This window comes from Sphingobacterium paramultivorum (assembly GCF_014109745.1).
Lineage (GTDB): Bacteria > Bacteroidota > Bacteroidia > Sphingobacteriales > Sphingobacteriaceae > Sphingobacterium > Sphingobacterium paramultivorum.
In genome coordinates, this window is the sequence record NZ_CP058555.1 from 5,694,808 (window position 1) to 5,720,409 (window position 25,602).

Genomic DNA, 25,602 nt, shown 5'->3' on the forward strand with positions numbered 1-25,602 from the left:
TGCAAATGTACAATTTTGGTGTGACTTCCTTTAAGGGCACAAAATTGCCATTTCTATATGATTATTGCTATATTCGCAAGATTCGATCGTAAAGATATATGCAACATTTACAACAACTCGTGATAGAGGCGATAGAGACAAGTCAATTTCCTGAAACACCATCAAATTTATATGATCCGATACGGTATATATTGACTTTGGGCGGAAAGAGGGTTCGACCAGTGCTGACATTGATGGCTGCCGAATTATTCGGCATGCAAGAGATGGATGAAATTATCCCTGCTGCCAAGGCAGTGGAGTTTTTTCATAACTTTTCACTGATCCACGATGATCTGATGGATAAGGCTCCTTTAAGAAGGGGTAAAACGACAGTTCACGAGAAGTGGGATGCTAATATTGCTATATTGTCTGGAGACGGCTTGTTGGTCAAAGCTTATGAGGAGATTTCAAAGTGTAACCCTATTTACCTGCCCGCAACCTTGAAAATTTTGAGTAAAGTGGCTATGGAAGTATGTGAGGGCCAGCAATTGGATATGGATTATGAGAGTCGGGATTCGCTGACAATGCCTGAATATCTTGAGATGATCCGTCTTAAAACTTCGGTGTTATTGGGCGGAGCGTTACAGTTGGGTGCTATTTTGTCTGGAGCAGATGAACAGCAACAGCAGCTGATCTACGATTTTGGAGAGAATGTCGGCTTAGCATTTCAATTACAGGACGATATCTTGGATGCCTATGGAGATCCAGATACCTTTGGAAAGATCGTTGGTGGTGATATCATGATCAATAAAAAAACCTTTTTATTGGTGAAGTTGATGGCGGTAATTTCGGACGACGATAAGACAGTCTTACAAGGCTTATTGGACACATCTATAGAGACTGCTCCATCAAAAGTAACAGATATGCTTGCCTTATACGAGAAGTATGAGATTAAAATTGCGGCCGACGAATTGAAAGATATCTATACACAACGGGCATTTGAAAAAATGGAAGCATTGAATGTACCAAATGATCGCAAAGAAGCGTTATTAGTGTTAGCAAATAACCTTTTGGTAAGACAGCAATAAGTATAAATTCTATTAAAATTCGTATCTTGCCTGTAAATGTTTTTTTTGTAAGAAAATAATTAAATAAATTTTTAGATTACGTTCATGGAGCCTTTAAAAATCACCGTATTTCAAGCATATTTATTCTGGGAAAATATCGAGAAGAATCTAAATAATCTTGCATTGAGACTTTCCTCATTGCGTGAGAAAACGGATGTTATTATTCTCCCCGAAATGTTTAATACGGGCTTCACGAATAATGTCGAGAAATGTGCAGAACCTGCAAATGGACCTACGACAAGATGGCTATTTGAAATGGCAAGCTCACTTAACTGTGTTGTTGCCGGTTCTTTGATTATCGAGGAAGGCGGAAAATACTATAATCGCTTTGTATGGATGTTTCCAGATGGTAAATATGTAAAATATGATAAACGTCATCTTTTCGGATTATCTAAAGAAAGCGAGTACTTCGAGCCAGGAAATGAACGTATCCTGGTGGATATCAAAGGATGGAAAATTTGCCCGATGATCTGTTATGACCTTAGATTCCCAGTCTGGTCTAAAAATCAAAACGGCGCCTATGATATTTTAGTGTATACAGCCAGTTGGCCAGACAAGCGCTCTGCACATTGGAGAGCCCTTATTCCAGCACGTGCAATAGAAAACCAAGCTTATGTTGTAGGGGTAAACCGGGTAGGGCATGATGGTAATGATATTTACTATTCTGGTGGCTCTATGTGTATATCGCCACTTGGTGACGTGGTGTATTATAAACCGGAAGATGAGGACTTATATACCTTTACCTTAAATCCGAACGATCTGTTGGAAGCACGTGAGAAATTTCCTTTCTTAAAAGATTCCGACTCTTTTACTATCGGATAACATCCTCTAAATTAGGTATAATTGCAAGCATTTATTTTGTTTGTATCCTTTTTATTTATTAAATTCAGTCTAGTATAAATCAAATTGTTATGATTTATCAACATCTACTTATGACATGTTGATAAAATTTTGTTTGAGACAGCTATATTAAAGCGTAATTTAGGCTAACTATTAGCCAAAATACGTTTAGCTTTTTCTCATATTGAATGAAAGACGACGTTTTATTATTAAAATAAGTTGCGTAAACAACCATAACCATTATTCATATGTTAGACCAAGATTTAGTATCACAAGAGTATTTTTATAATTTCCTAACGGGGAAATACTCAATTGCAGTTATGCGGAGATTACAACGTAATCTCAAGGAGGCCGGGTTAAACATTACTTCTGAACAATGGAGTATCATGTATAACCTGTGGGTAGAAGAGGGGCTTACCCAGCAGGAGCTTGCTGTTCGCACATTTCGAGATAAACCAAGTGTTACTCGATTAATTAATAACCTGGAGCGGGTAAATTTGGTTATCCGCGTTAATGATAAAAACGACAGACGGTCCAATCTGATCTATTTAACAAAAATAGGACGAAAGATGAAGGATGAAGGAATGAAGCAGGCAAAAAATACAATTGAACAGGCCTTAGGGGGATTGGCCGACGATCAAATTACCTTATCAAATACCATTCTGCATCGCGTATTGTTTAATTTGAAATAAAGATAAGTAGTTGGTTTTATTTCATAAGGGAACTATCAGGGTATAAAAAAGGTCCCCTATGTTGAACACATAGGGGACCTTTTTTATATGAATTTCTAGTAGTTAATCTTCGAAAAGCTTGCTTTCGAAATCTGTGTGGCTATTGACCAATTTGCCTTCAGTTCCGAAATAGATTTCCTGAAAACTTAGTGTCCGGATAGCATCTACCTTACGATAGAATTTATCTGCCGATACATCCGAAAGTGTTTTGAAACCACAAGCTTCCATAATTTCGACTGTAGCACGTAATGTGTTGCGGTGGAACTGAGCGACTCGCACATATTTATCGTTTACGTCGAGTCCTTTGTATAAATGCGGCTGTTGCGTGGCAACCCCAACCGGACAGACGTCTTCATTACATTTAAGTGCCTGAATACAACCTAAAGCGAACATCATACCGCGAGCACTATAACATGCATCTGCGCCTAAGGCAATGACTTTCAATATATCGAAACCTGTTACAATACGGCTTGATACAATAACTTTAACATGTTTTTTTAAACCAAAAGCAATCAAGGTTTTCGTTACAAATGCCAATGCGTCGTATAGTGGCATCCCCAAGTTATCCGTAAACTCAAGTGGAGCAGCTCCCGTACCACCTTCTGATCCATCTACGGAGATAAAATCCGGGAAGATCTGCGTGTTTTGCATGGCATGACAGATATCGATAAACTCATGTTTATCGCCGATACAAATTTTGAAGCCGATAGGCTTCCCACCCGATAGCTCGCGCAGCTGTTGTATGAAGTGCATCATTTCAGTCGGTGAGGAGAAAGCGCTATGTGCTGGAGGCGACATCACATCTGTTCCTGGAATGACGTGACGAATAGCCGCAACCTCAGGTGTATTTTTTGCCGCTGGAAGGATACCTCCATGACCAGGTTTAGCGCCTTGCGAGAGTTTCAACTCGACCATCTTCACGTTTTCACGATTGGATTTTTCTCGGAAAAGCTCCGCGTCAAATTTTCCTTCCTGATTCCGACAGCCAAAATAACCTGTACCCACCTGCCAAATTAAATCACCACCGTTGTTGTGGTAGTCACTGATTCCCCCTTCACCGGTATTGTGTGCAAAGTTTTGAAGTGCAGCACCTTTATTTAATGCCGTTATCGCTGTTTTACTCAACGCACCATAACTCATTGCCGAGATGTTGAACACACTTAAGCTATAGGGCTTTTTACAGGCTGCATTTCCAACCGTGGTACGCATATCGTGGTTTTCGATATGGCAAGGGAAAACAGAGTGCGCAGCCCATTCATTTCCGACAGCCTGTGGATCCGTCTGCATACCAAATGCGACAGTTTCACGTTGATTTTTTGCACGTTGGTATACGATCGAACGTTGTCTTCTGTTGAAAGGACGTCCATCCATGTCTGATTCCCAAAAATATTGTCTCAACTCAGGACGAATAGATTCAAAAATATAACGGAAATATCCAACTAAGGGATAATTGCGTAGGATGGCATGTTTTGTCTGGAAACTATGATATAACGCAATCAATAGCAATGGAAATGGGATGATAAGCAGCCAAAACCAGCTTGATGTAAATATAAATCCAAATGATACAATGATTAAATTAATCACAATCATTATTGAAAGAATGAGTTTTCTAACTTCCATAGAAAATACGATTGTTTAGTTTTAATTCGCTATTTTAATGTTTAGCCCAACTGATAATTTTATTACTCAATTAGCATTCCAAAATGCGCTTTTGGACGAAGCAAATGTACTAAAGTTCCTGAAGTAAATGGATATATTTACCCTTTGGAGGTAAGTTTTGATAAGTTTATAACTGTTTCTAACAAACTATTTTCTTTTAGTAATCTCCTGCGACAAAAGTTGATAGATTTGCTGTAAATCTGGTTTATTGCTAATAAATTGCAAATGTTTTTGCATTGTTGTGCTGTCCTGTCGGATCGCTGGTCCTGTCTGAACTGTTATTGGAATATGATTTTGCACTTTTTCTGCCGTCTCCAGGATGATTGGTTTGATTAGATCAAAGGACAAGTCGTTTTCTGCTAAGAGCTCGTAGGCCATCTGATAAAGGATGTTAGTAAAATTGTTGACCATGACCGAGGCAAGGTGGATGGCTAAGCGCTGCTGGGAATTACAATAGATGCTCCGCGGTGCAAATGTCTGTGCTAACTGAAGTAGCGCGGCACTATTTTCATCCGTGTTACCTTCAACACAAAGCGGTACGGTCGAGAAATCGACTGCTTTATTTTTGGATAACGATTGTGGGGGATAGATGACTCCCGCATTTTTAAATCCAGCCAGGACAGAAAGATCGGTCGCTCCCGAACAATGAATAACAACACCTTTTATATCTTTTGGTAGCGCTTCTACCAGCGATACAATGGCCTGATCGGTAACGGCAATGAGGTAAAGATCGGCATGCAAGTCTAGTTCAGACAGTTGGTCAATTGCCACGCAATGAAGAGCAAAGGCCAATGCATCTGCATTGGCCTTTGTTTTACTGTAGATCTGAACGATATGGTGTCCTGTTTTTTGAAACTGTTGTCCAAAATGCGTAGCGGCATTACCGCTTCCTAAGATCACAATGTTCATTATTTAAGTGCTTTTCGTTTCTCCTCTTTATTTCTTCTCACAATGGACATGATAAAACCGATGGTCATGACAATCGTTCCACACCAGAAAAAGTTGATGTATGGGAATTTAATGGCTTTAAATACGACCCATTTCTTTTCTGGAAGCGGCTTTTGATAAACCATGATTTCCAGTTTATCCTTGTCAGGTTTAATTCCCGTAAATCTGAATTTAAGTCCTTGCTCGTTGACATCTTTATTGAAGTCATAAACGCCACCCTCTTTAATTAAGTAGATTGGTTGTACTTCATACTGTTTGTTGTCGGCCGAAAATACTTTTATTTTCAATCCAACCATGACATCACTAGGACCTTTTGGAATTTTCTCCAGGTGAGCCTCTTTGTTTAAGCCTTCAATGACATAATATCCATTGCGGTAGCGTAGGGTGTCACCGATATTTACCTGATAAGTCGCCGGTTCCTCATAGTCCTCGAAACCAGTTTTGTCTTCTGCCGGAACTTTAGCATGTGTTGCTTGACTTTCAGCTGCAGCTGCAGTAATCAGTGTATACACGTCATGCGTGACATAATGTTTGGTCGCTGGAGTACCAATCAAACCGCCCATTTTCGCGTTGTTTTGCGCAAAAGGTTGTAGCACAAAATGCTCCTTCACTTTACCTGTTTCTTCGTCGATCCGCTCGTATTTTATTTTATAAAACGTATTTGGAGCCACAATGCTATCGCCGATATAGGTAATTTTGTATTCCCCCATTTGTACAGGTTCACCTTCGGTCAAGAATAAGTTGTCGCCAGGTTTCTCTACCTTGTCAAATCCCGATACAGCAATGTAACCAGTGTTGTTGACCGAGATGACCTCGTTGGTTGCTGCAGCCACCATGGCACCGATAAGTAGTAATCCAAAGCCGATATGGGCTACCGAAGAGCCGGCCAGCTTCCATTTGCCTTTGACAGCATCACCCAATACGCGGATATTCGCCAAAATACAGAAAATACTTGCGAAGGTGATCAAAATATAGATCAGGTTGGTATAAGTCTTCGTAAAATAGACGACAGCAGCCGTTAGAATGAGAGACACAACCAACGATGCTACCGTGGAAGCCAAAAACTTGCGGCTATCGGTACGTTTGTATTTTAAGAATTGCGTAAATCCGGTTAAGATCATAACGATCACTGCAAAACCCGATTGCCACTTGTTATAATGTTGGATCGGATCCAAAGGTGGAGCTACCTTGGTGCCAAAGATCTTGTTGAACACTGGAATTGATGTTGAAGCGATGATCTGTGCACATGCGACAGTCAATACCAAGGCGCCAATAAACATCCAGAATTCTCTTGAATAGATATCCTCATCCTTTTCTGTGATGGGCATCTCTTTCTTTTTGACGGTAAGAAATACCACCATGATAGCCAAAAAGACAACATTGAATAAGATCAATTGTCCGCTCATTCCCAGATCGGTAAAGGAGTGCACAGAAGTCTCTCCAAGGACACCACTACGTGTCAGGTAAGATGCATAGATAACAAGTACAAAGCTGATCATCGCCAAAAATGTAGCGGTGAAGTAGGAGTGGCCTGAATTCTTGTACGCAATCATGACGTGAACAGCAGCAATCAAGGTAAACCAAGGAATAATTGATGCATTTTCTACCGGATCCCAGGCCCAGAAGCCACCGAAGTTAAGTGCTTCGTAAGCCCAGAATGAGCCCATGATAATACCTGCGCCTAAAATCATTACGGCAAATAAAGCCCACGGAAGTGCTGCATTGATCCATTCTTTGTAACGTTTGGTCCAAAGAGCACCTGTTGCATAAGCAAAAGGAACAATCATCGACGCAAATCCAAGGAATAGTGTTGGTGGGTGAATCACCATCCAGTAATTTTGAAGCAAAGGGTTCAAACCATTACCGTCGGTGATGAGTGATAGATAGTTAGCTTCTCTAAAGATTGGAATATCCATTGCTTCACGCAATAGGATAAACGGAGAGCTACCGATACGCAGACCGAATATTTCCACACCAATAATCATGGAAGCTAAAAATGCTTGGCATAACATGACGAAAGTCATGACAGACGATTCCCAGCTTTTTGCTTTAAACAGCAAAACAGAACCTAATACTGTTTGCCAGAACATCCAGAGCCAAAAACTACCCTCCTGACCTTCCCAAAAACTGGAAATGATATAGTAGGTAGGTAGTGTCTTGGACGAGTGCGCCCAAGCATAATTATATTCAAAAAGATGATTGTATATAATATAAAATAAAGTTGCACCAATCGCCACTACGGAGACCGCATTAGCCCAAAAGGCAATACGTGCAATTTTTTTCCATGAATTCTCTTCAGGGTATTTTGTTGCAAAAAAGTAGCTGATACAAGATAGAAGTGCAGCACCAAAAGAAAGTACAATAAAGAATTGTCCGATCTGCCCTGGTAGCAGGTGCTCACCAACGTAATTAACGTCCATTGAAAATTGATTTTACGAATTAATTATTGAAAGCAGTAGCATTGATCTCGGTGACGACCGATTTATCGTTATATTTTGACGGACATTTCATCAATATCTTACTTGCCCTAAACACATTTCCGTCCATTTTTCCTGTCAATACAATTTGCTCTGAACGTTCAATATCTTGAGGTTTGGCGCCTCTAAAAATCACTTCACATTCTGTACCATCGTTGTCACGCATGAAAAACGAAAATTTGTTGGCGTCAGTTTTGGGATCATAATGAAGCGCTTTGTCTTTATTCAATTGACCTACCACATATAGTTCGGTTTTCTTTTCTTTAGCTTCGGTAAATGTCGAATAGGTACTTGAATCGGTATAGATAACAAGTATCATGGCAATTGCGACAGCAATGATAGCGATTAGAATAATTGAACTTTTTTTCATTTGTATTTACTTATTTTATAAGTGTTTGATCTCATCGTATAAAATGAGCTCGTTTCACCCGGTTTGTTTTTTCTTAACTATGAATAGCTGTTCCAATCTGCCAGATATCTTCCTGTTTTTTTAGAAAGATTATTACCCAAACCTGACAACGTTGTGCTCGCTAAAATCCCAAATTGATTACATTTGAGACCTAATCGAATGCAAAATTACAAATAGATTCGCTAAGAAAGGAATAATGCAACTTTTCCATATTATTTATATCTATTCTAAATAGTTTGAATTAATTGGAAAAATAAGCTAGATTCGAATGCTTTTGAATAATTTGAAGTGAAATTTGCTATTTTGGTTCTAATGATATCGCATGAATTTTACAATTGCCTGTTAATATGAGTGTTGCTTTGCGATTTTTAGGCCTCTTTTGGGCTGTTATATTCCCCTGCTTTTTTGTTTTTGGACAGGTTAAATTCCGTAATCAGGAAATTGCTATCCAAAATGACAATGACGTCTATCTACTGACCGGTCAGGATCGCTATTATACCAATGGTATCAATATCAACTATAGGATTGCGTTGCCAGGGAAACCGGATAGGCAGGCTTCAAATACGGTATTGGATTTTGAAATAGGCCAGCGGATTTACAATGGTATCAGTATCATTGACTATAGACGGCAGGAAAAAAAATACGATAGACCATTTGCAGGTTACCTCTATTTTAGTGCTGGAGTAACGCGGTTTTTACCGCACGATCAGGTTGTTGAGTTCAAGACTGAATTGGCGCAGATCGGCCCTAAATCCTACGGTGAAGAAGCACAGAAGTTTATCCATCATCTCTTTGGGATGTACGAGGCGACAGGTTGGGATACGCAGCTTGGAAATTCCTTTGGTATTGATTTAAGTGCAACCTATAAAAAAGGACTATATCGCAGTCAAAACCAGCAATTCGATGTGGGAATTATAGGTGAGGGGACCATTGGACTAAATAATACCAATATGGGGATTGCGGCCCCGCTTCGGTTGGGGAAGCTGAAATCCTATCAGGCGTCCACCTTTACACATGGGCATTTGACACAGGGAAGAGCAGACAATGATAGAGAATGGTATTTTGTCTATCAACCAAGCGTGTCTCGTATTTTTTACAGCGCAACGGTAGAAGGAGGAAGAGATAAAAATGATCCCATAGGCAAGTTATACACTATTCGGCCTTGGATGCTTAGTCACCGCATTGGTTTCAATTGGTCTAACCACAAGATCAATTACGGTATCAATTATATCTTCAATTCGAAAGAGCTCAAATCGGCGTTTCACCGGCATCAATATGGCGAGCTGTTTTTTGCCTACCGTTTTTGATCAGCCGGCCATAGGTAGGGCCTACATGGATCCGCTTGATAGGATCTTCGTTGGTCCACCGTTCAAATGTTTGTCGTTTGCAGCTTGTTTAACCTGGGGTTTCGGGAATAGGGTCGGCCAGTTTTTGCCCGATCAATCTGGTGGTGAGCATAGCGGCTACGGTGTCTCCAGTGGCATTGAGCATCGTTGCCAATGGGTCGACCAGGGTTGCTATAATCATAATGGAAGGGATCACCTCCGTTGGCATCTGATAAACCGATATGATCAGCATTTCTCCGATGTAGCCACCATTAGGAATTCCGCCGGCTACGATGCTCACCAGTAAAGTAATGCCAACCGCCATAATCAGATTGGCTGGATCAAAAAATTCCTTGCCACTTAATAAAAGCGCAATATAGATTTTAAAGATACAGGCGATCGCCGATCCATGCTTGTGCAATGTCGTGCCTAGGGGAATGACGACACTAGCGACGCTGTCCGGGATTCCAATTTGCTTGGCTGCAAGTAAGTTGGCCGGCATGGTGGCGAGGCTACTGCAGCTGCTCAATGCGGTCAAGGAAGGCAATATGTTATTTTGCCAATATCGTTTGACACCCTTTAGCCCGAATGCTAAAAAAGCGAATAAACTGAATACCGTAAAAAAATAGAAGATTCCAAAAAAGTAATATAGACCGATAGGTTTAGCATAAAAACCAAAGAGCTGAGGGCCTAATGTTCCAACCTGATAGGCAAAATATGCTCCCAAACCAATGGGAGCGAGGTTCATGACCATCACGAGCAGATTTCCCATCACAACATTGCCCGAGTTTATAAATTTACGGAAGGTCTCTGCAGATGCCCCTGATTTGCGCGTAGCAATGCCAACGAGGAACGAAAAGATGACAAAGGCCAGCATATTTTGTCGTGATAATAAACTTGAAAATTCGCTAACGGTTAAAAAGCGGACCATTTTTTCACCCCAAGAATCATGAACAACTGTTTCTATGATCTTGTTTGTTTGTTCAATAGCCAGTGGAGCATCTACTGGAAAGAGGTAAAGGAAGCAGATGCTTGACAGTCCGGCGACGACAATACCCAGTACAAATACGAACGACATCATACCGATGATCCTTCCCAGTACACTGTCGCCATCGATATTGGCAACAGATGAGGATATGGCAAAAAACACCAATGGTATAACGCTGACAAATAGGAGGTTTAGAAAAATGTCACCGATCGGTTTAAGATTGTTGACGATATGTGGAAAGAAGATGCCGATCAAACTTCCAATACTGATCCCAAGGAGTAGAAGTAAGATACTGCCGTAGTTCTGCACAAAAGTTTTTGTAGCGTATTTCATAGGTGTATGATTAGTTATTTCAAAAGGAGTTCATTCGCATGGAAGAACTGCTTATATTTTCTTTGTATTTGGTCACATTGAGAATATCCAATGCTGTTGTATTGCTTGCACTTGTTGGGTTTGGATATTTCATTAGGTTTTGTGAATATTTCGTATTTAGATTGCTAAAATAGTGTTTTTCTCGAATAGGTCTATTAAAACGAGCTGAATTTATGCGTGTTTGTTCATTTTTGTTTTACCTTGTAGAAAAAAGCCGCTTTTTTCTGCAAATGTCTAGGTGATTGCTTTGTATCTTTTCATTAAGGTATCAAAGAGCTTGCTATGCTCGGTTTATGATCTACAAAAGAGTTTCCGTCCGCTTTCACAGCTGTTGATGCTGTTGAAATCAGGAAGGTTTTGATACTCGAATTGGCTTTTTTATCTTTGGACAGTAGCAGTGATAAGTGTCATGGGTAAGGAATGCGCTATTTGTTTGGATTACTGTTTAGTTGTTTAGACTTAATGTGTGAAAATTGGAACTTAAAGTATTTGTATAAAAATGGAATTTGTAACGACAGGAGATGGCTCGAAAACGTTGTTTAATGCTGAAATAGGTGAATGTTATCATTCTAAACACGGTGCAGTACAGGAAAGCAGGCATGTTTTTATAAAAACAGGGCTTGACCACTATGTACAAACAACAGGGGCAACCGACGTCGGTATCCTAGAGGTTGGGTTCGGGACAGGCTTGAATTTTTTGCAAACAGCTGATTTTCTTAGGGATAAATCCGTTCAGGTGGAATATGTCGGGATAGAAGGATTTCCCTTGCCTTTGTCCACTATTGCTGAAACGGGCTATGAGGCGACGGTAGATCCGACTGTGTGGGCAAGCTATTTGAATGCATACGAGCAGGCATTGACGGAAAACGTACGGATTAACGAGTACTTAAAGCTTCATATTGACCATACCTTATTGATGAATTTCAAATCGGATCGCTTGTTTGACGTTGTTTATTTTGATGCCTTCGCAGCAGTGCATCAGCCTGAGATGTGGAATGATGTTGCCTTAGGACATATCGCGCAGTTTGTTAAACCTGATGGTGTTTTTGTGACTTATGCTATTACCGGAAATCTCAAGCGCAGTATGAAAGCATTGGGCTTTTCTATTGAAAAGGCGCCTGGTGCGCCTGGCAAACGTGAAATGCTGCGCGCGACAAAATCTCCTTTTTGAACACACTTGGTACAACATCGTTGATCAGATGACTAACGATGTTGTATATTTTCTAATAATCTCTTCGCATAATCTATTAATATTTGCGTTGGTCCTGAAAGTCCTAGTTGAGCGTGATTACCTACGAGCCATTCAATATGCGGTTAAATCTGTTTTTTGTTTTTAGGGATCAATAATAAATGCTACTTGCTAGTCCTAGACCATTTTGAAATTTGCAGAGGACTTTCGGTTGACTATTAAGTAAGGATCTATGATGAATTTGCTATGGACCAAGAACGTTCGATTCGAGGACCTTTCATATCTCTTTCGAGACATCTTCGTGTCTCGGCAAGGGTGTGTCCGTGGTGAGAGGGGGGAGTCCGAGTTACCCTCGGTGATAAGACTGTAGCAAAGCTGTCAGAAAATGCTCTTACCCGCTTGTAAGTATGAATAAGGCCCGATGAAGATTCGAATCATCGTCGAAGAAGAGTTGTACAAAACACGGACTTTTTGATGAAAAATAATAACCCGTAACACAGCGTTGATGCTACTTGGCGAATTTACAATCGGAGAATAAATAAAAACAAATATCCTCTTAATGGATGATCTATTTATTCACAAAATAGATGCTGCTTATAAGCTAATTAACATACTTATCCATATCTTATAAGCTATTTAATAATCGGATATAATTGTCAATATACATTAGTTTGTCTTTGGATTTATATTGTTGAATATAGCGCGGATGGTCGAGGACGGTCATTTTTCCAAACAACTTTTCTTCCTTGTTGATCTTGGCGAGAAAGGTTGCATTTTTCTTTCCGAGGACAAAGACCTCCTCTGTCACCAAGCCCATGGAAATGTGCTGTTTTAAGGAATCCAACATAAAGGGGCGGACCATGTCAAAAAGTTGCTTGTCGTCGTAATAGTTTGCATTGATCCAGTTGTTGGGTTTTGTTTCTCGGACAATTGCCAAGGGAAAGGGCGAATTGATATAAAATTGTTTGTAGAAGATGTCTGGGCCACCATAAGCTTCAATCATATCGTACATAAAAACTGAAGATATTTCATGGGTATGCGCAGAATGCATTTGTATGCCACATACACTGGATAGTCTTTTGGTATCCGTAAAAGGAACTCCCGTTACACCTGCCCCGTGTCTGCTCGGATTAATGCCGATAATGAATTTTCTGGCTAGATTATCATTGTAATATTTGTGGTAGAAGTGTTCCATCACAACCAATGTCTCGGGGTTATCAAGGTAAGGGTTAATTACATTGAATTCTGAAGGAAGACTTCCTTGATAATGAAGATGTTTATTGAATAAAACTACTTTTTCCGCAAATGTTAGCATCGTTTGTGTGTTTAAAAACAAAATACGATTTTTTAAAGAGGTAAAAAACAAAGCCGGGTGTCATTTGACACCCGGCTTTGTTTTTTTGTATCTTGAGTCAAGATTAGTGACCTTGCGTACCGTCTACACCATGTGAGTGTCCATGAGACAACTCTTCTTCAGTAGCAGGACGTACAGTTAAGATTTCGATATCGAAATTTAATGTTTTGCCAGCCATTGGGTGGTTTAAGTCAGCAACAACTACTTCTGGAGTAACCTCAGCTACTACAGCGCGGAATTGGTTTCCTTGGTTGTCTTGTAAAGGCAATACTTCTCCTACTGGAGGTAAACCTGTTTCTTTGAACATATCTACTGGCAATTGCGCGAATGCTCTGTCGTCTTTTTGACCGTAAGCATCATCCGGTGCCAATTCAAATGAAATTTTATCACCAACGTTTAAGTCTGCGATGTTTTCTTCAAATTTAGGTAACATCATACCTACACCATATAAGAAATCTAAAGGTTGTTCTGCAGTTGTTTCTTCAACGAAAACTTTTTCACCGTTTTCTACTGTGTGAAGTCTGTACGTCAATGCTACGACGTCGTTTGCTTTTATAGCCATCTGATTTTGATTTTTGGAAGCCCGAGGCTACCGTTTATTAAATATAATTTATTAACGCTTGTATTGAATCCTGTGGTAGACTGCAGGTCCTGTTTTTACAAAGATATGCTTTTGTCTCCTTTCCGACTCTATGTTCTAGCAATGGAAGATTTTCTTCTGTACCGCCAAGAACAATTTTATTCGGAATATAATAGTTGCCGAGTTCATTTTTGAAAGCCATCGCTTTATTCCCCGTCAATGCAATTTCATTGATTCCATATATTTCTTCTAGCAATAATATTGCCCAATTTGAATAGGCAGAGCCATAAGTCTTGATTTGCGGGAATACATTCGCCAGCAATTGGTCTGTAATGGCGATGTAATTTTCATCATCAAAAAGCAAACCTAATCGTTTCAATTGACGAACCATTGTCGACGAAGAGGAAGGTATTACATTATCCATAATCTCGCTTTTCCGTGCGATGAGTTCCTCAGCCTCTGACGATGTATAGTAGAATGTTTTTTGTGATCCATCGTAAAACAATGCAATGGCCTTATCGGCTAGCTGTCGTGCTTTGGTTAACCAATTGAGCTCAAATGTCGCCTCATATAATGCAATAAAGGCTTCAATAGTGAATGCATAGTCATCTAGGAAGCCTGCGATCGCTCTATTGTTATCTTTTGGTTGGTGCAATAACTGGAGATCGTCTTGAATAAGATGCGTACAGATAAACTGGGCATTGTTTAAAGCGAGTTCAAGGAAATGGCTGTTTCCAAGACTGTGATAAGCATCTATTAGTCCTTTTAGAAATAAAGCGTTCCAAGCGGTCAGCTGCTTATGGTCGAGCCCTGGACGTTCTCGTTTTTCCCGATAGTCGTATAATTTTTTCTTTGAAATTTTTAAAAAATCTGCCCATTCGTCAGCTGACATATTGACCTTTGTTGCTAACTGGTCTGCATTTATGGCGCAAATAGGAATATTGGTTTTTTCTTCTTCCCAGTTGCCAGCTTCGGTGATGTTAAAATATTGGCCGAGCAGGGCGCCATCGTTCCCCAGTACCTCGTTAAATTCAACTTTGGAGAAGGAATAGTATTTTCCTTCAATACCTTCACTATCTGCGTCTAAAGCACTATAAAAGCCATGGTTCGGCGCAAGCATTTCCCGTTCGGCCCAGACAACCGTTTCTTCGATAATCCGCTTATAGAATGGATCGCGGCTTTGTTGAAAGGCTTCGGCATATAGCGATAGTAATTGTCCGTTGTCGTAGAGCATTTTTTCGAAATGAGGAATATGCCAATAATGATCGACAGAATAGCGCGCAAAGCCACCGCCGATCTGGTCATATATACCACCCGATCCGATCTTTTTCAACGTAAAGTGAACATGATCCAATAGTTCCTGATCGTTGGCAAGCACACCATATTTTAGCAAAAATAACCAGTTGTTTGGTAGCGGAAATTTCGGTGCTTTTTGATAACCACCTTCTTTTTTATCGAACATCTCGGTCCAAGGGGCAACAATTTCATTTAAGTTGTCAATCGTGTATTGATCGGGGATGGGATGGATGGGGAGTTTCTCGGCTCGCTGGATTCCGTTGTTTAGTTTTTCTGCATAGTCAAATGCGACTTCGGGTTTCTCCGCCCACATTTGTGCAATTTGTAATAAGATATTCTGCCAGTCGTGCGGTTTGAAATAAGTACCACCGTAAATAGGTCTCCCATCGGGCAGACAGATACAATTCAATGGCCAGCCCCCTGCATTGGTCATCAGTTGCACAGCAAGCATATACACTTGATCAATATCGGGGCGTTCTTCACGGTCGATTTTGACCGATACGAAAAACCTATTCATGGTTTGGGCGATGGCTGAGTTTTCAAAACTTTCACGCTCCATCACATGGCACCAATGGCAAGCCGAGTAGCCAATGCTTACGATGATCAGTTTATTTTCGTCTTTTGCCTTTTTTAAAGCTTCCGGTCCCCAGGGCATCCAATCTACTGGGTTGTGTGCGTGCTGTTTAAGGTAGGGTGAATTTTCAAATTGCAATTGATTCGCCATAAGACGAAGGTAGTAAAAAAGCCTCCATGATGGAGGCTTAAATGTGTTTTTTAATATTTGGGTTCTGCAACGATCTGATAGGTCTTAATGGCATCTTTCGGAGTTCCAATTAAAGCGATTGAAGATGTACCTCTTTCCCAAATTGCTATCGGCAGGTGATTAAGCTTATTTTTGAAGAGCTTATTGTACTTATCGTTAAGTTCAGCCTGTTGATTGTTTGTCGTGGTAAGTGTGGGGCTACCAAAAGATTCGCGTGCCACTTCCATCAAATATTCTTTCTCTTTTTCAGGGGTTTGCTTTCGAAATTGATCGCCATAATATAGATTGACATAGCTATAGGGGTATTGTCCTTTTATATAAGTTTGATCGATGCGATAACCCTTTTTGTAAGAAAAGGATTGGCCTACAATGCTTCTTGTGGGTGGGTTTTCCCAATTGACATTGAAAAAATCTTTTCCAGCAATAGCCCTGATCGTTAGGTTGGCTTGTTTGACCACCTTACTATCTTTGTAAACCAATAAGTTAAATTTGTAATCGCCTGGTTTGTTGAATGTGACACCGGTCATATAACGAAAAGGGTTAACGCCTGAACTGTAATGCATAATATCATCGATATGCCAAATAATTGAATCAACAACCTCTTTTTCCCAAAGAAAAAAAGTGAAATGATCCTTATGTTTTTCTTTATCATATAAACGGATTTCACCTTGTTCAAATACATTGATAACCCTATTGTCAGTCCAAACATCCATGTTTTTGGTCATCCTTGTTGTAAGAGATTCCGCTTCTTTTTCTTCAGGTTTTATTACTTCTGATGTTTCAGGATAATTTTCTTTTGTACAAGAAAAGAAAATAAAAGAAATGCAGCTTATTAAAAGATATTTTTTTAACATTATTTTTATGTTTTTGCAAAAATAGAAAAAATACGAGAAACTTTTTTGTGGTGTGGCGTTTCACTTTTTAGTTGCGTTAACTAATTGGTTGTCGGCAAGCGTTTATAGCTTGAAAATTAATTAGATGTTATAAAATGTCCGATGAATTTGATTATTTTTACATACGTTTATTATTAGCTTTACCGAAGTCCTATGTCAAATGACGTTGACCTGCTTAAGAAGATAGTCCAAAAAGATAGAAATGCTTTTGAAGCTATTTATAAGAGCCATTTCCGTAAATTGTATATCTTGTCTTTTCGGTATGTGCGAGAGGAGGCAATCGCTGAAGAGCTCACCAACGACGTATTTATGATGTTATGGGGAAATGCGGACAAGTTGGCCATTAGTCAATCACTGGGAGCTTACCTATCACGCAGTGTTATCAACCTTTCGCTCACCTACCTTAAAAAGAATCAGCGTTTATTGGAACGGAATAACGATTATAGCAAAGAACTGGATCTGACGGATGATGAAGATGAAATTGATCGCGCCGCACTTTACGAATCCAAGTTGTTGATGATCGAAAGTATACTGGAAGGGCTACCGCCGCAGTGCCGAAAAATCGTTCTTATGAGTAAGTACGATAAGATGAAACAACAAGAAATCGCGGATCAATTGGGAATTTCAATAAAAACGGTTAAAAATCATTTGACCATTGCTTACGATAAAATTCGGGTCGCATTGGCCAAGCAAAAAGCTTTTCTGTTGCTTCTAATCGGCTTTTTATTTTTTTCATTGGGACTTTTTGTCCAGTTTATTATCTTATAGTTATGGAAGAAAACAATACTTCAAGATTTATTCCTTATGATTTGATTCAGAAAGAGCTGGATGGGACTATTTCCGAAAGGGAAGGAGTGTTGCTTGGGCGTTGGATTTCGGAGGATGTGGCGAACCACGAGCTATACCATGAAGTTAGAAGTATAGCTGATGACCTTATAGCACTGGAATGCTATAAAAAGGTAGATGCCAGTAGCCAATGGGAAAAATTTAAAAATCAGTTGGATAAAACAGGGGATCAACAAGAAGCGGAGATCGAGACGCCTGTACGAGCAATCTGGAAACCCTGGATGAAATTTGTGGCTGCAGCCGTATTGTTCGTGGTCGGTTTTGCCAGTTACCTGAACTTTGACCGTTGGATGGGGTATGAAGTCCGATTATACGGATCGGAAACACAGCAGCCTATCGTACTTCCCGATGGTTCGATCATGACACTACAGGCCGGAGCCGAGGCGATGTTCAACAAAAGGACATTTCCACAGCAAAGAACTGTTGAGCTCAAAAAGGGAAAAGCGCTATTCGATGTCAAACATCAAACAGGGACCTCCTTTGTGGTTGATCTTGAACATAATTATGTGCGTGATATCGGCACTACCTTTGAAGTCAATTTACTGGAAGATGATGTCGAAGTCCTTGTTAAGGAGGGAAGTGTAGCCTTGAGCAGTGGAAAGGGCGATCATGCAAAAGAACTTGTTTTACAGAAAAATCAAAAGGGACTGTATAAAAGACTAACAGCGTCTTTATCTAAAATTGATCTGTTGGCAGATAATGATACTGATGTCGCACAAAAGTTGAGCTACTCAAATGTTCGGTTGGATAGTATCTGTACAGATCTAGAAAAGCATTTTCGGGCGAATATAACTGTCGTTGGAGATAGTTTAAAAGCACGCAAGCTAAGCATGTACTTTGATGGGCAAACGCTCAACGAGATTGTTCAAATTCTTTCCAAAACTTTAAATGTGAAGTGGAAAGCCGGTAAAAAAGGATATAGTATCTACGAATAGGCTCTTCGCTTTGCTGATATGAAAGATAGGATTCTGTATCGTTTGCTCTTTTTCTGCTGGTTGGTTATAGCGATGTGTCCGAAAGCCATGGGACAGAACTCCCCTGCCGAATTACGGATCTCAATTGATACACATAACAAACAGATTCTTCAGATACTTGCTGAAATTCATAAAACATACGATATATCCATGTCTTATGACGAGCAGGTCTTTAATAAAAAGATTATTTATAGTCGATCGTTTGACAAATCCAGTCTAGAAGAGGTTCTAAATTATTTACTGAAAGATTCCAATGTTGGATTTACAATGATCAATAGGGCGCTGATCTTCTATGAAGAAGATAAAACTTTTACTGTTAAGGGGCGTGTTGTGGACAGTTTAAGTGGTGAAAACCTGATTGGTGCCACCTTGTTGATCGCGGAGAAAGGTAAAAGTAGTTTAAGTAATAAATATGGGTTTTACTCACTGACATTACCACGGGGCGAATACAGTTGTTATGTAAGTTATCTGGGCTATAAGACAAGGTTGGTCTCATTAAATGCTGAGTTAGAAAATAATTACCTGGTCATTAAGCTCGCTCCAGTGGATTTTAACTTGAGCGAGGTGGTGGTTAATGTTGATTCTTCCTTCACAGCGCAGCACATGGGAAGTTTCACAGATAAGGTCAATTGGACCCAAGCACGAAGAAATGCCTTTTATAAAGGTGAGGCTGATATCATGAAGGTATTACAGATGCAAAATGGGATTAACGGATTAACAGAAGGCGGCAGTAATCTTTTCGTAAGGGGGAGCGGTAAAGACCAGAATCTTATCTTGCTTGATGAAGCTGTTGTTTATAATCCATCGCATCTATTCGGTTTAACCTCTGTGTTTAATTCGGACATCTTGAAGAATACGCAGCTTTATAAGGATGCTATCCCTGCAAATCTAGGGGGGCGTCTTTCTTCCATCATGGATATGAGTACCAGAGACGGTGATGCCAATGCTTTTCATGTTTTTGGTGGATCAAGTCTATTGATTGCTCGGGTTGGTGCTGAGGGGCCATTTATAAAAAAGGGAAAAGGTGCTTTCATTGCCACTGCACGGGGAAGTATATTAAATGCTTTTAATACGGATTATCGCTTATTTAATGTTAAAGGTAAGTACAGTGACTATAACGTGAAGTTCAACTATACATTTGACGAGAAAAATCGGGTTTACCTCTCGGGGTACTATGGGCAGGATAAAGTTATTTCTCCGAATAGGAATACCAATCGTTGGGGTAACTGGACTTCTACTTTGCGATGGAACCATGTGCATAGTGATCGGTTGTTTATGAACCTTTCGGCCATATTCAGTGATTATCATAATAAATTGGATGTCAGTAAACCCGAATCGAGTGACAATCAAATCTGGTTGACACGGATACGTGACTTTAGTTTGAAATCCGATTTTACGTATTTTATGGGATTAGACCGCACCTTGGATTTTGGTCTTCAGGGAACCCTGCATCGTTTTAATCCCGGGGAGATATCGCCGATAAATTCAAACACGGAAGATAATATTTTTAGGGCGCAAGCTTATGATTATACGGGGTATGTTTCTTTTAATTGGAAGGTCGATTCAGCCTTCCGGATTGTTGCGGGAATACGTGCGAATGCCTTTTTTAATGCCTCCTTTGGACGCTATTATTTATTGGATGGCAGCTCGTATAAGCCGTTGTCGAACGATGCCGACAAGAAAAAGTCGTATTATGGTTTAGAGCCACGCCTGTCTTTGCAATATAAAATGGGCAATGACTATGCTTTCAGACTGGCTTATAATCGGAGTTATCAATATTTGCAGTTATTACAGAATGATGAACTTGCCTTTTCCTCATTGGAAGCTTGGGTGCCTGCGGGATTAAATATTAAACCACAATATGTTGATGCTATTTCTTTTCGTATCAACAGGTTATTGTATCATGGAAATATTGGACTGGAAGGGTACTGGAAGAAGATGGGCAATCAAGTCGAATTGATCGATCATGCGCAACTGATACTCAACCCATTTATCGAAACACAGCTGCGACAAGGGAAGGGGCATGCTTATGGACTGGAATTATCTGTCAATCAGCGTATCGGTGAATTTACGGGCAGTATCTTCTATAGCTGGTCGAGATCTTTTCGTAAGATCAATGGCATCAATAAAGGAAAAGAGTATGCGGCTAATTTCGATATTCCACATGTGCTTAAGAGCAACTTGTCCTACGATTTGGGGAGGTCGGTGCATCTCAATGCTTTTTATACAATTCATACGGGAAGGCCATTAACCTATCCAATAGGATTTATGGAATATGAGGGTATATATGTTCCGGTGTATTCAAGCCGTAATTCCCATCGTATGCCTACATTTAGTCGGTTTGATTTAAATTGCTCAGTAGATTTGGAAACGGTAAGACAGCGAGAGCGAGGAAGAAGACATACCTTGAATTTTGGATTATATAATGTATTTGATCAGCGCAATCCACTTTATTATAGTTTCTCCGAAGATAGTAATGGGAATTTAGCTATTCAGAAAACATCATTTTCTGGGCGAGTTCCCTCAATTAGTTACACAATGAGATTTTGATTGATATGAGATTCTTATTGATTATAGTTACTTGTTTCCTAGCGGTTTCTTGTCAGAAATCAGCTGTAGACGAAGGACAATCCTACGATATGATTGTTGAAGGCGGGATTAATACGATGTACAAAGAGCAGTATATCCAATTAAAGAAATTGGATGGGCTAAAGTCTAATTCAGGGACTATCGGGATTAGTGGAGCCACGGTACGTGTAACCAATGGTTCCAATATAATTGAATTCAATGATTTGGGTGAGGGGCTTTATTATGGTGAGCTGTTCAATCTGAGGGACACGGTAGGAAATGTATTTCAGCTTACGATTACTTTGAATGGGAAATTGTATGAAGCACAAGATCAATTGATACCTGTGGTACCTATTGAAAATGCCTTTCTACCGGTAGAAAAAAGTAATTTGAACAACAAGTGGACGGTAAAGGTTAATAAACATCTCTTCGGGATGCGAACCTCCAATAAATGGCTTATTATGCCGCAAAAGGATTTTTCTGAAGATGATATTTCTTCTTTTCGTTCTCCTTTTAGCTACAGTTATCGTTTGGGGGCACCCAATGTACTGAATAACTTACTTGGGAAGACATACAACTATGAAGTTTCGTTGAAGGACAGTTTAATCGTCTCTAAGTTTTCTGAATCGCCACGTTACTCCCGGTTTATTTATAATCTATTTCAGGAGACAGAATGGAAAGGATTATTGTCTGCAGTACCTGCCAATGTTGAAGGTAATATTTCGAATAATGCCCTCGGCTTTTTTTATGTGATGGACGGTGTGCGCAAATCTATTCCAATAAAGGACATTAGAACCAGTAAATAGTGCCTTAGGGGAGGATTTAAAAGCGTATTTATTGATGAATCGCTCCAGGTGGTCAAAGACATTGTTATTATTCAAAGCAAATATTTACACATAATATATACACATGAACACTGCACATTATAAAGCAGATAGATTATTGCTATTTCTATTTTTCTGGTTATGTTTGGCCCTAAGACCAATACAGGCGGAAGTACTGCCAAATTACGTTATTCCACTTAAAGATACCAATAACAAACAAAAGACAATGCTTGTATTTATTACGGGCGATGGTGGTTATAATGATTTTAGTAAAAGCCTGTTATCTTACTTCTCACTCGATGGATATCCTCGTTTGGTCATCGATGCAAAAAAATATTTCTGGAAAAAGAAAACTCCGCAAGAAGCGGGAAGGGAATTCGAACGATATATTGACCATTTCAGGAAAGAATGGGACTGCGATCAAATTTATTTGATAGGACATTCATTTTCTGCCGGCGTGTTACCTTTTGTTCTGAATAATTTCTCGGATCCGTTGAAAAAGTCAATCCGGCATGTTACTTATTTGTCGCCCGATCAGTATGCGAGTTTCGAGGTGACCGTATCGACTATGCTTAACTGGAAACAGAAGCCCAATGGCTACGAAGTACTAGCTGAAGTCTTGAAGCTAAAGCAATTCCCTTCGACTTATGTCTTTTGTAAAGAGGGCGAAGAAGATCTCGTGAAAATGTTTCGTAATGCGGGATTAAAGGTCGATGTACTGGCAGGGCCGCATAATTATAATCGTGATTTTAAGACTATTTATAATACTGTTCGATTGAGATAGCATTCGTATTAGGACTTTTTTATAAAAACCTTGTCATCCTACTGAATTTAGATGCAAGGTTTTTTTTATGCAATATCGTTTTTTATTGATTTTATTGTTCTTTACTTCTCGACTATTTGGACAAGGAGCTTCATTAACAGGGATTGTCCTCGATGCCTCAACGGCAAAACCTATACAGGGTGTTACTGTAAAGCTTTCCAATACGGCAAAATCTGTAGCAACAAATAAGGAGGGACAGTTCCAGTTACCATCCGTGCCTGACAATTGGGAGTTACTATTTAGTGCCGTTGGCTATAAAAAACAGGTATTCCCGATGAGTGTCGCACAGGGCAAGAAAGTTCTTATTATCCGTTTGGAAGATGAACAACAAAGTCTCGATGAAGTTGTCGTGAATGCGCCTAAAAAAAGAAAATACACGAATAAACATAATCCAACAGTAGATTTAATCCGTAAAGTAATTGAAAAAAGAGATGAAAATAATGCGTTAAATGGAACAGCCGGTAGCTATCAAGAATATGAGAAGCTATCGATGTCCTTGTCTATCCAAAATCAAAAGGTGGATAAATCCCGCTTGCTCAAACGTTTCGGGTTTTTAAAACAGGGGATGGATACGCTAAAATATCCCGGTAGGTCGCTGGTCCCGATATTTATGGATGAGAAAATTGGTCAGCGAAAATTGGATGCTCTTAAAGGTAACAGCTTTGTTTTACTGGGTGAGAATCAGTCGCGCGTAGATCAGTACCTGGATGAAGACGGTATTGATGAGTATTTGGATAAAATCTATGGTGAAACAAATATCTATGATACGGATGTCTCTATTGGGAATAGACGTTTTTTGAGTCCTATAGCAACGTTGGGGCCTTCGTTTTATAAATATTACTTGGTTGATACCTTGAAAGATAGTAAACCTTGGCATGCCAAAATACGCGTAGAGCCAAGGAATAGAGAGGATGCACTTTTTTCAGGCTTCATCTATATCCGCTTAGACGGGAGTTATGCATTGGATCAAGCGGAGCTGACCATCAACGAAGCGACCAATATCAACTGGGTAAAGGGCTTAAATATTGTTTTGAATTATTCAGAAAATCAAGCGCATCGTTTTTTTCTGAGCAGGGGAGTACTGACGATAGACATGGGGATTTTTAAGGATGGTATGGGCTTGTTTGGGGAGAAAGTGACCAGCAGATCAGCTTCCAATGAAACACAGCTCGCTGTCAATGGTAAAGCATTGACACGGACAGGGCCACAGAATCCGAATGGGATTGACTGGAATCTTGCGAGACCTGAGAAACTGAGTAGATTGGAGGAGCAGGCCTTTACGAACATCGATAGTTTAAAACAGTCAAAATCCTTTAAAAATTTGATGGCTTTGGGCTCCTTTATCATGTCGGGTTATTATGGGCGCGGTGTTATCGAAATAGGGCCAGTACCTTCATTTTATAGTTTTAACCCTGTAGAAGGAAGCCGATTTAAATTTGGTGGCAACACGACGGATATCTTTAGCAAGACATTGGTCCTGGATGGTTATGGTGCCTATGGTACGAAAGACAGGCAATGGAAATATAATATGGGTGCCACCTACTCCTTTAACGGAGAATCGGTCTACAAATTTCCTGTAAAGTTACTCTCTGCTAAGGTTAGTAAAGAGGTACAGGTGCCGGGACAGGATCTAAATTTTATTGATAATGACAATTTTTTGCTTTCATTCAGAAGAGGGGAAAATGACAAAATGTTTTATCTACAGCGGAGGCAGATCGAATACTGGCAGGAATTTGAAAACCATCTATCCTTTAAAGTAGGGTTCTTTAATCAAATCCTTAGCCCAGGTGGCATATTGGAGTTTGACCGTCGAGCTTTTAGAAGAAGTAACGGCAATGAGCTGTGGACCTCTGCTTTCACCGGAGAAATTCGCTGGGCTCCACATGAGAAATTATACCAGGGGAAACGTTATCGACGTATTATCAATACAGGTCAGCCCATTTTTACCTTAGCCGCACAGGTTGGCGTGAAAGGTTTGTTGGGTGGAGATTATAACTACCAACGTTTTATATTAAATGCCAATAAGCGATTTTTTGCGTCCCAATTTGGTTTTGCCGATATCGTATTTGAATCGGGCATCCAATTTGGAAAGGTTCCCTATCCGCTGATGATTATTCACCGGGCAAATCAAACCTATTCGTATCAGCTCAACTCATACAATTTGATGAATTCAATGGAATTTATGAGCGATAAGTACACGTCACTATTGCTTCAACATTCATTTAATGGTTTTTTTCTGAATAAAGTTCCGCTTCTGAAAAGACTGGATCTCCGGGAGATCGCCTCTGTAAAAATGTTGTATGGAGCTGTCGATGCCTCCAATAGATACACGAAAAGTTTTGATGAATTACCCAAGGATCCTCGCGAACCGCAGCTGTTCTCCCTCAATAATGGAGCCTATATAGAAGGAAGTTTTGGCTTGAGTAATATCTTTAAAATTCTACGTGTCGATCTGGTTCGCCGTTTTACTTACCTGAATAATCCAGGTGTATCTCCATGGGGGGTCAGGGCAAAGATCGGTATTGATTTTTGATGCCTAAAAAAACAAATCGGATTGGGACTATTTTAAAGTAATGATGTCATTAGTAAAAGTGATTTAGAAAAACGAAATAATTGGGTTTGTCAATTTGAGAGGTA

Annotated in this window: 20 protein-coding genes; 11 read left to right on the forward strand and 9 right to left on the reverse strand. The window is 39.8% G+C overall.

The genetic code is table 11. From position 1 onward, the window contains the following. Window positions 1-98 precede the first annotated feature (98 nt). The 3 genes from HS960_RS23540 (at window position 99) to HS960_RS23550 (ending at window position 2,638) form a co-directional block, all read left to right on the forward strand. On the forward strand, window positions 99-1,067 hold the full coding sequence (locus HS960_RS23540; protein WP_153845695.1) for a polyprenyl synthetase family protein: 969 nt from the start codon (window positions 99-101) through the stop codon (window positions 1,065-1,067). Between the two features lie 84 nt (window positions 1,068-1,151). Further along, a complete protein-coding gene (locus HS960_RS23545; RefSeq protein ID WP_046672799.1) occupies window positions 1,152-1,928 on the forward strand; it encodes an amidohydrolase in 777 nt (258 codons plus the stop codon). Between the two features lie 266 nt (window positions 1,929-2,194). Then, on the forward strand, window positions 2,195-2,638 hold the full coding sequence (locus tag HS960_RS23550) for a MarR family winged helix-turn-helix transcriptional regulator (protein WP_046672798.1): 444 nt from the start codon (window positions 2,195-2,197) through the stop codon (window positions 2,636-2,638). A 102-nt stretch (window positions 2,639-2,740) separates the two neighbouring features. Here HS960_RS23550 and HS960_RS23555 read toward each other — a convergent pair whose 3' ends face one another. The 4 genes from HS960_RS23555 to HS960_RS23570 all read right to left on the reverse strand — a co-directional run bounded on the left by HS960_RS23555 (window position 2,741) and on the right by HS960_RS23570 (window position 8,131). After that, entirely contained in the window at window positions 2,741-4,297 is a 1,557-nt protein-coding gene (locus tag HS960_RS23555; RefSeq protein ID WP_153845694.1) for an FMN-binding glutamate synthase family protein, read from the reverse strand. A gap of 186 nt (window positions 4,298-4,483) precedes the next feature. Next, window positions 4,484-5,245, reverse strand: a complete 762-nt coding sequence (locus HS960_RS23560) for a Rossmann-like and DUF2520 domain-containing protein (RefSeq protein WP_153845693.1) — start codon at window positions 5,243-5,245, stop codon at window positions 4,484-4,486. After that, window positions 5,245-7,704, reverse strand: a complete 2,460-nt coding sequence (locus HS960_RS23565) for a heme lyase CcmF/NrfE family subunit (protein WP_153845692.1) — start codon at window positions 7,702-7,704, stop codon at window positions 5,245-5,247. The genes HS960_RS23560 and HS960_RS23565 overlap by 1 nt, the downstream gene beginning before the upstream one ends. A 19-nt stretch (window positions 7,705-7,723) precedes the next feature. Continuing rightward, window positions 7,724-8,131 (reverse strand): cytochrome c maturation protein CcmE domain-containing protein, encoded by a 408-nt coding sequence (locus tag HS960_RS23570; protein WP_046672794.1) that lies wholly within the window; start codon window positions 8,129-8,131, stop codon window positions 7,724-7,726. 386 nt (window positions 8,132-8,517) lie between these two features. Here HS960_RS23570 and HS960_RS23575 point away from each other — a divergent pair, with 386 nt between their 5' ends. Further along, window positions 8,518-9,477: a lipid A deacylase LpxR family protein gene (locus HS960_RS23575; RefSeq protein WP_153845691.1), complete on the forward strand. Its 960-nt coding sequence runs from the start codon at window positions 8,518-8,520 to the stop codon at window positions 9,475-9,477. Between the two features lie 88 nt (window positions 9,478-9,565). Here HS960_RS23575 and HS960_RS23580 read toward each other — a convergent pair whose 3' ends face one another. Next, window positions 9,566-10,816 carry a dicarboxylate/amino acid:cation symporter gene (locus tag HS960_RS23580; RefSeq protein WP_182330725.1) on the reverse strand — a complete coding sequence of 417 codons (1,251 nt, stop codon included), beginning with the start codon at window positions 10,814-10,816 and terminating at the stop codon, window positions 9,566-9,568. A gap of 538 nt (window positions 10,817-11,354) precedes the next feature. On the opposite strand from HS960_RS23580, the gene mnmD reads away from it, so the two are divergent. After that, the gene (mnmD, locus tag HS960_RS23585) at window positions 11,355-12,026 is read left to right on the forward strand and encodes a tRNA (5-methylaminomethyl-2-thiouridine)(34)-methyltransferase MnmD (protein ID WP_182330726.1); all 672 of its coding nucleotides are present in this window, start codon (window positions 11,355-11,357) and stop codon (window positions 12,024-12,026) included. A gap of 643 nt (window positions 12,027-12,669) precedes the next feature. On the opposite strand, the gene HS960_RS23590 is transcribed toward mnmD, so the two are convergent. The 4 genes from HS960_RS23590 to HS960_RS23605 form a co-directional block, all read right to left on the reverse strand. Next, the gene (locus HS960_RS23590; protein ID WP_182330727.1) at window positions 12,670-13,359 is read right to left on the reverse strand and encodes an SMUG2 DNA glycosylase family protein; all 690 of its coding nucleotides are present in this window, start codon (window positions 13,357-13,359) and stop codon (window positions 12,670-12,672) included. A gap of 103 nt (window positions 13,360-13,462) precedes the next feature. Next, window positions 13,463-13,960 (reverse strand): FKBP-type peptidyl-prolyl cis-trans isomerase, encoded by a 498-nt coding sequence (locus tag HS960_RS23595; RefSeq protein WP_046672788.1) that lies wholly within the window; start codon window positions 13,958-13,960, stop codon window positions 13,463-13,465. 37 nt (window positions 13,961-13,997) lie between these two features. Beyond that, the gene (locus HS960_RS23600; protein WP_182330728.1) at window positions 13,998-15,998 is read right to left on the reverse strand and encodes a thioredoxin domain-containing protein; all 2,001 of its coding nucleotides are present in this window, start codon (window positions 15,996-15,998) and stop codon (window positions 13,998-14,000) included. Window positions 15,999-16,048: 50 nt separating this feature from the next. After that, window positions 16,049-16,891 carry a hypothetical protein gene (locus HS960_RS23605; RefSeq protein ID WP_182330729.1) on the reverse strand — a complete coding sequence of 281 codons (843 nt, stop codon included), beginning with the start codon at window positions 16,889-16,891 and terminating at the stop codon, window positions 16,049-16,051. Window positions 16,892-17,083: 192 nt separating this feature from the next. Here HS960_RS23605 and HS960_RS23610 point away from each other — a divergent pair, with 192 nt between their 5' ends. The 6 genes from HS960_RS23610 (at window position 17,084) to HS960_RS23635 (ending at window position 25,498) form a co-directional block, all read left to right on the forward strand. Beyond that, window positions 17,084-17,698, forward strand: a complete 615-nt coding sequence (locus tag HS960_RS23610) for an RNA polymerase sigma factor (RefSeq protein WP_182330730.1) — start codon at window positions 17,084-17,086, stop codon at window positions 17,696-17,698. Between the two features lie 2 nt (window positions 17,699-17,700). After that, window positions 17,701-18,711 (forward strand): FecR family protein, encoded by a 1,011-nt coding sequence (locus HS960_RS23615; RefSeq protein WP_182330731.1) that lies wholly within the window; start codon window positions 17,701-17,703, stop codon window positions 18,709-18,711. Window positions 18,712-18,729: 18 nt separating this feature from the next. Further along, window positions 18,730-21,300, forward strand: a complete 2,571-nt coding sequence (locus tag HS960_RS23620; RefSeq protein ID WP_182330732.1) for a TonB-dependent receptor — start codon at window positions 18,730-18,732, stop codon at window positions 21,298-21,300. A 5-nt stretch (window positions 21,301-21,305) separates the two neighbouring features. Continuing rightward, the gene (locus HS960_RS23625) at window positions 21,306-22,124 is read left to right on the forward strand and encodes a DUF4249 family protein (RefSeq protein WP_182330733.1); all 819 of its coding nucleotides are present in this window, start codon (window positions 21,306-21,308) and stop codon (window positions 22,122-22,124) included. A gap of 103 nt (window positions 22,125-22,227) precedes the next feature. Further along, window positions 22,228-22,926, forward strand: coding sequence for an AcvB/VirJ family lysyl-phosphatidylglycerol hydrolase (locus HS960_RS23630; protein ID WP_182330734.1), 699 nt, complete (start codon window positions 22,228-22,230; stop codon window positions 22,924-22,926). Window positions 22,927-22,993: 67 nt separating this feature from the next. Continuing rightward, a complete protein-coding gene (locus HS960_RS23635; protein WP_182330735.1) occupies window positions 22,994-25,498 on the forward strand; it encodes a DUF5686 and carboxypeptidase-like regulatory domain-containing protein in 2,505 nt (834 codons plus the stop codon). The last annotated feature ends 104 nt before the right edge of the window (window positions 25,499-25,602 follow it).

Bases quoted from the DNA above. Each gene is read 5' to 3' on its own strand.
- HS960_RS23555 (WP_153845694.1), bottom strand. From the start codon at position 4,297: ATGGAAGTTAGAAAACTCATTCTTTCAATAATGATTGTGATTAATTTA.
- HS960_RS23560 (WP_153845693.1), bottom strand. From the start codon at position 5,245: ATGAACATTGTGATCTTAGGAAGCGGTAATGCCGCTACGCATTTTGGA.
- HS960_RS23600 (WP_182330728.1), bottom strand. From the start codon at position 15,998: ATGGCGAATCAATTGCAATTTGAAAATTCACCCTACCTTAAACAGCAC.
- HS960_RS23545 (WP_046672799.1), top strand. From the start codon at position 1,152: ATGGAGCCTTTAAAAATCACCGTATTTCAAGCATATTTATTCTGGGAA.
- HS960_RS23590 (WP_182330727.1), bottom strand. From the start codon at position 13,359: ATGCTAACATTTGCGGAAAAAGTAGTTTTATTCAATAAACATCTTCAT.
- HS960_RS23615 (WP_182330731.1), top strand. From the start codon at position 17,701: ATGGAAGAAAACAATACTTCAAGATTTATTCCTTATGATTTGATTCAG.
- HS960_RS23635 (WP_182330735.1), top strand. From the start codon at position 22,994: ATGCAATATCGTTTTTTATTGATTTTATTGTTCTTTACTTCTCGACTA.
- HS960_RS23570 (WP_046672794.1), bottom strand. From the start codon at position 8,131: ATGAAAAAAAGTTCAATTATTCTAATCGCTATCATTGCTGTCGCAATT.
- HS960_RS23565 (WP_153845692.1), bottom strand. From the start codon at position 7,704: ATGGACGTTAATTACGTTGGTGAGCACCTGCTACCAGGGCAGATCGGA.
- HS960_RS23620 (WP_182330732.1), top strand. From the start codon at position 18,730: ATGAAAGATAGGATTCTGTATCGTTTGCTCTTTTTCTGCTGGTTGGTT.
- HS960_RS23610 (WP_182330730.1), top strand. From the start codon at position 17,084: ATGTCAAATGACGTTGACCTGCTTAAGAAGATAGTCCAAAAAGATAGA.
- mnmD (WP_182330726.1), top strand. From the start codon at position 11,355: ATGGAATTTGTAACGACAGGAGATGGCTCGAAAACGTTGTTTAATGCT.
- HS960_RS23575 (WP_153845691.1), top strand. From the start codon at position 8,518: ATGAGTGTTGCTTTGCGATTTTTAGGCCTCTTTTGGGCTGTTATATTC.
- HS960_RS23630 (WP_182330734.1), top strand. From the start codon at position 22,228: ATGAACACTGCACATTATAAAGCAGATAGATTATTGCTATTTCTATTT.
- HS960_RS23540 (WP_153845695.1), top strand. From the start codon at position 99: ATGCAACATTTACAACAACTCGTGATAGAGGCGATAGAGACAAGTCAA.
- HS960_RS23580 (WP_182330725.1), bottom strand. From the start codon at position 10,816: ATGAAATACGCTACAAAAACTTTTGTGCAGAACTACGGCAGTATCTTA.
- HS960_RS23625 (WP_182330733.1), top strand. From the start codon at position 21,306: ATGAGATTCTTATTGATTATAGTTACTTGTTTCCTAGCGGTTTCTTGT.
- HS960_RS23550 (WP_046672798.1), top strand. From the start codon at position 2,195: ATGTTAGACCAAGATTTAGTATCACAAGAGTATTTTTATAATTTCCTA.
- HS960_RS23595 (WP_046672788.1), bottom strand. From the start codon at position 13,960: ATGGCTATAAAAGCAAACGACGTCGTAGCATTGACGTACAGACTTCAC.
- HS960_RS23605 (WP_182330729.1), bottom strand. From the start codon at position 16,891: ATGTTAAAAAAATATCTTTTAATAAGCTGCATTTCTTTTATTTTCTTT.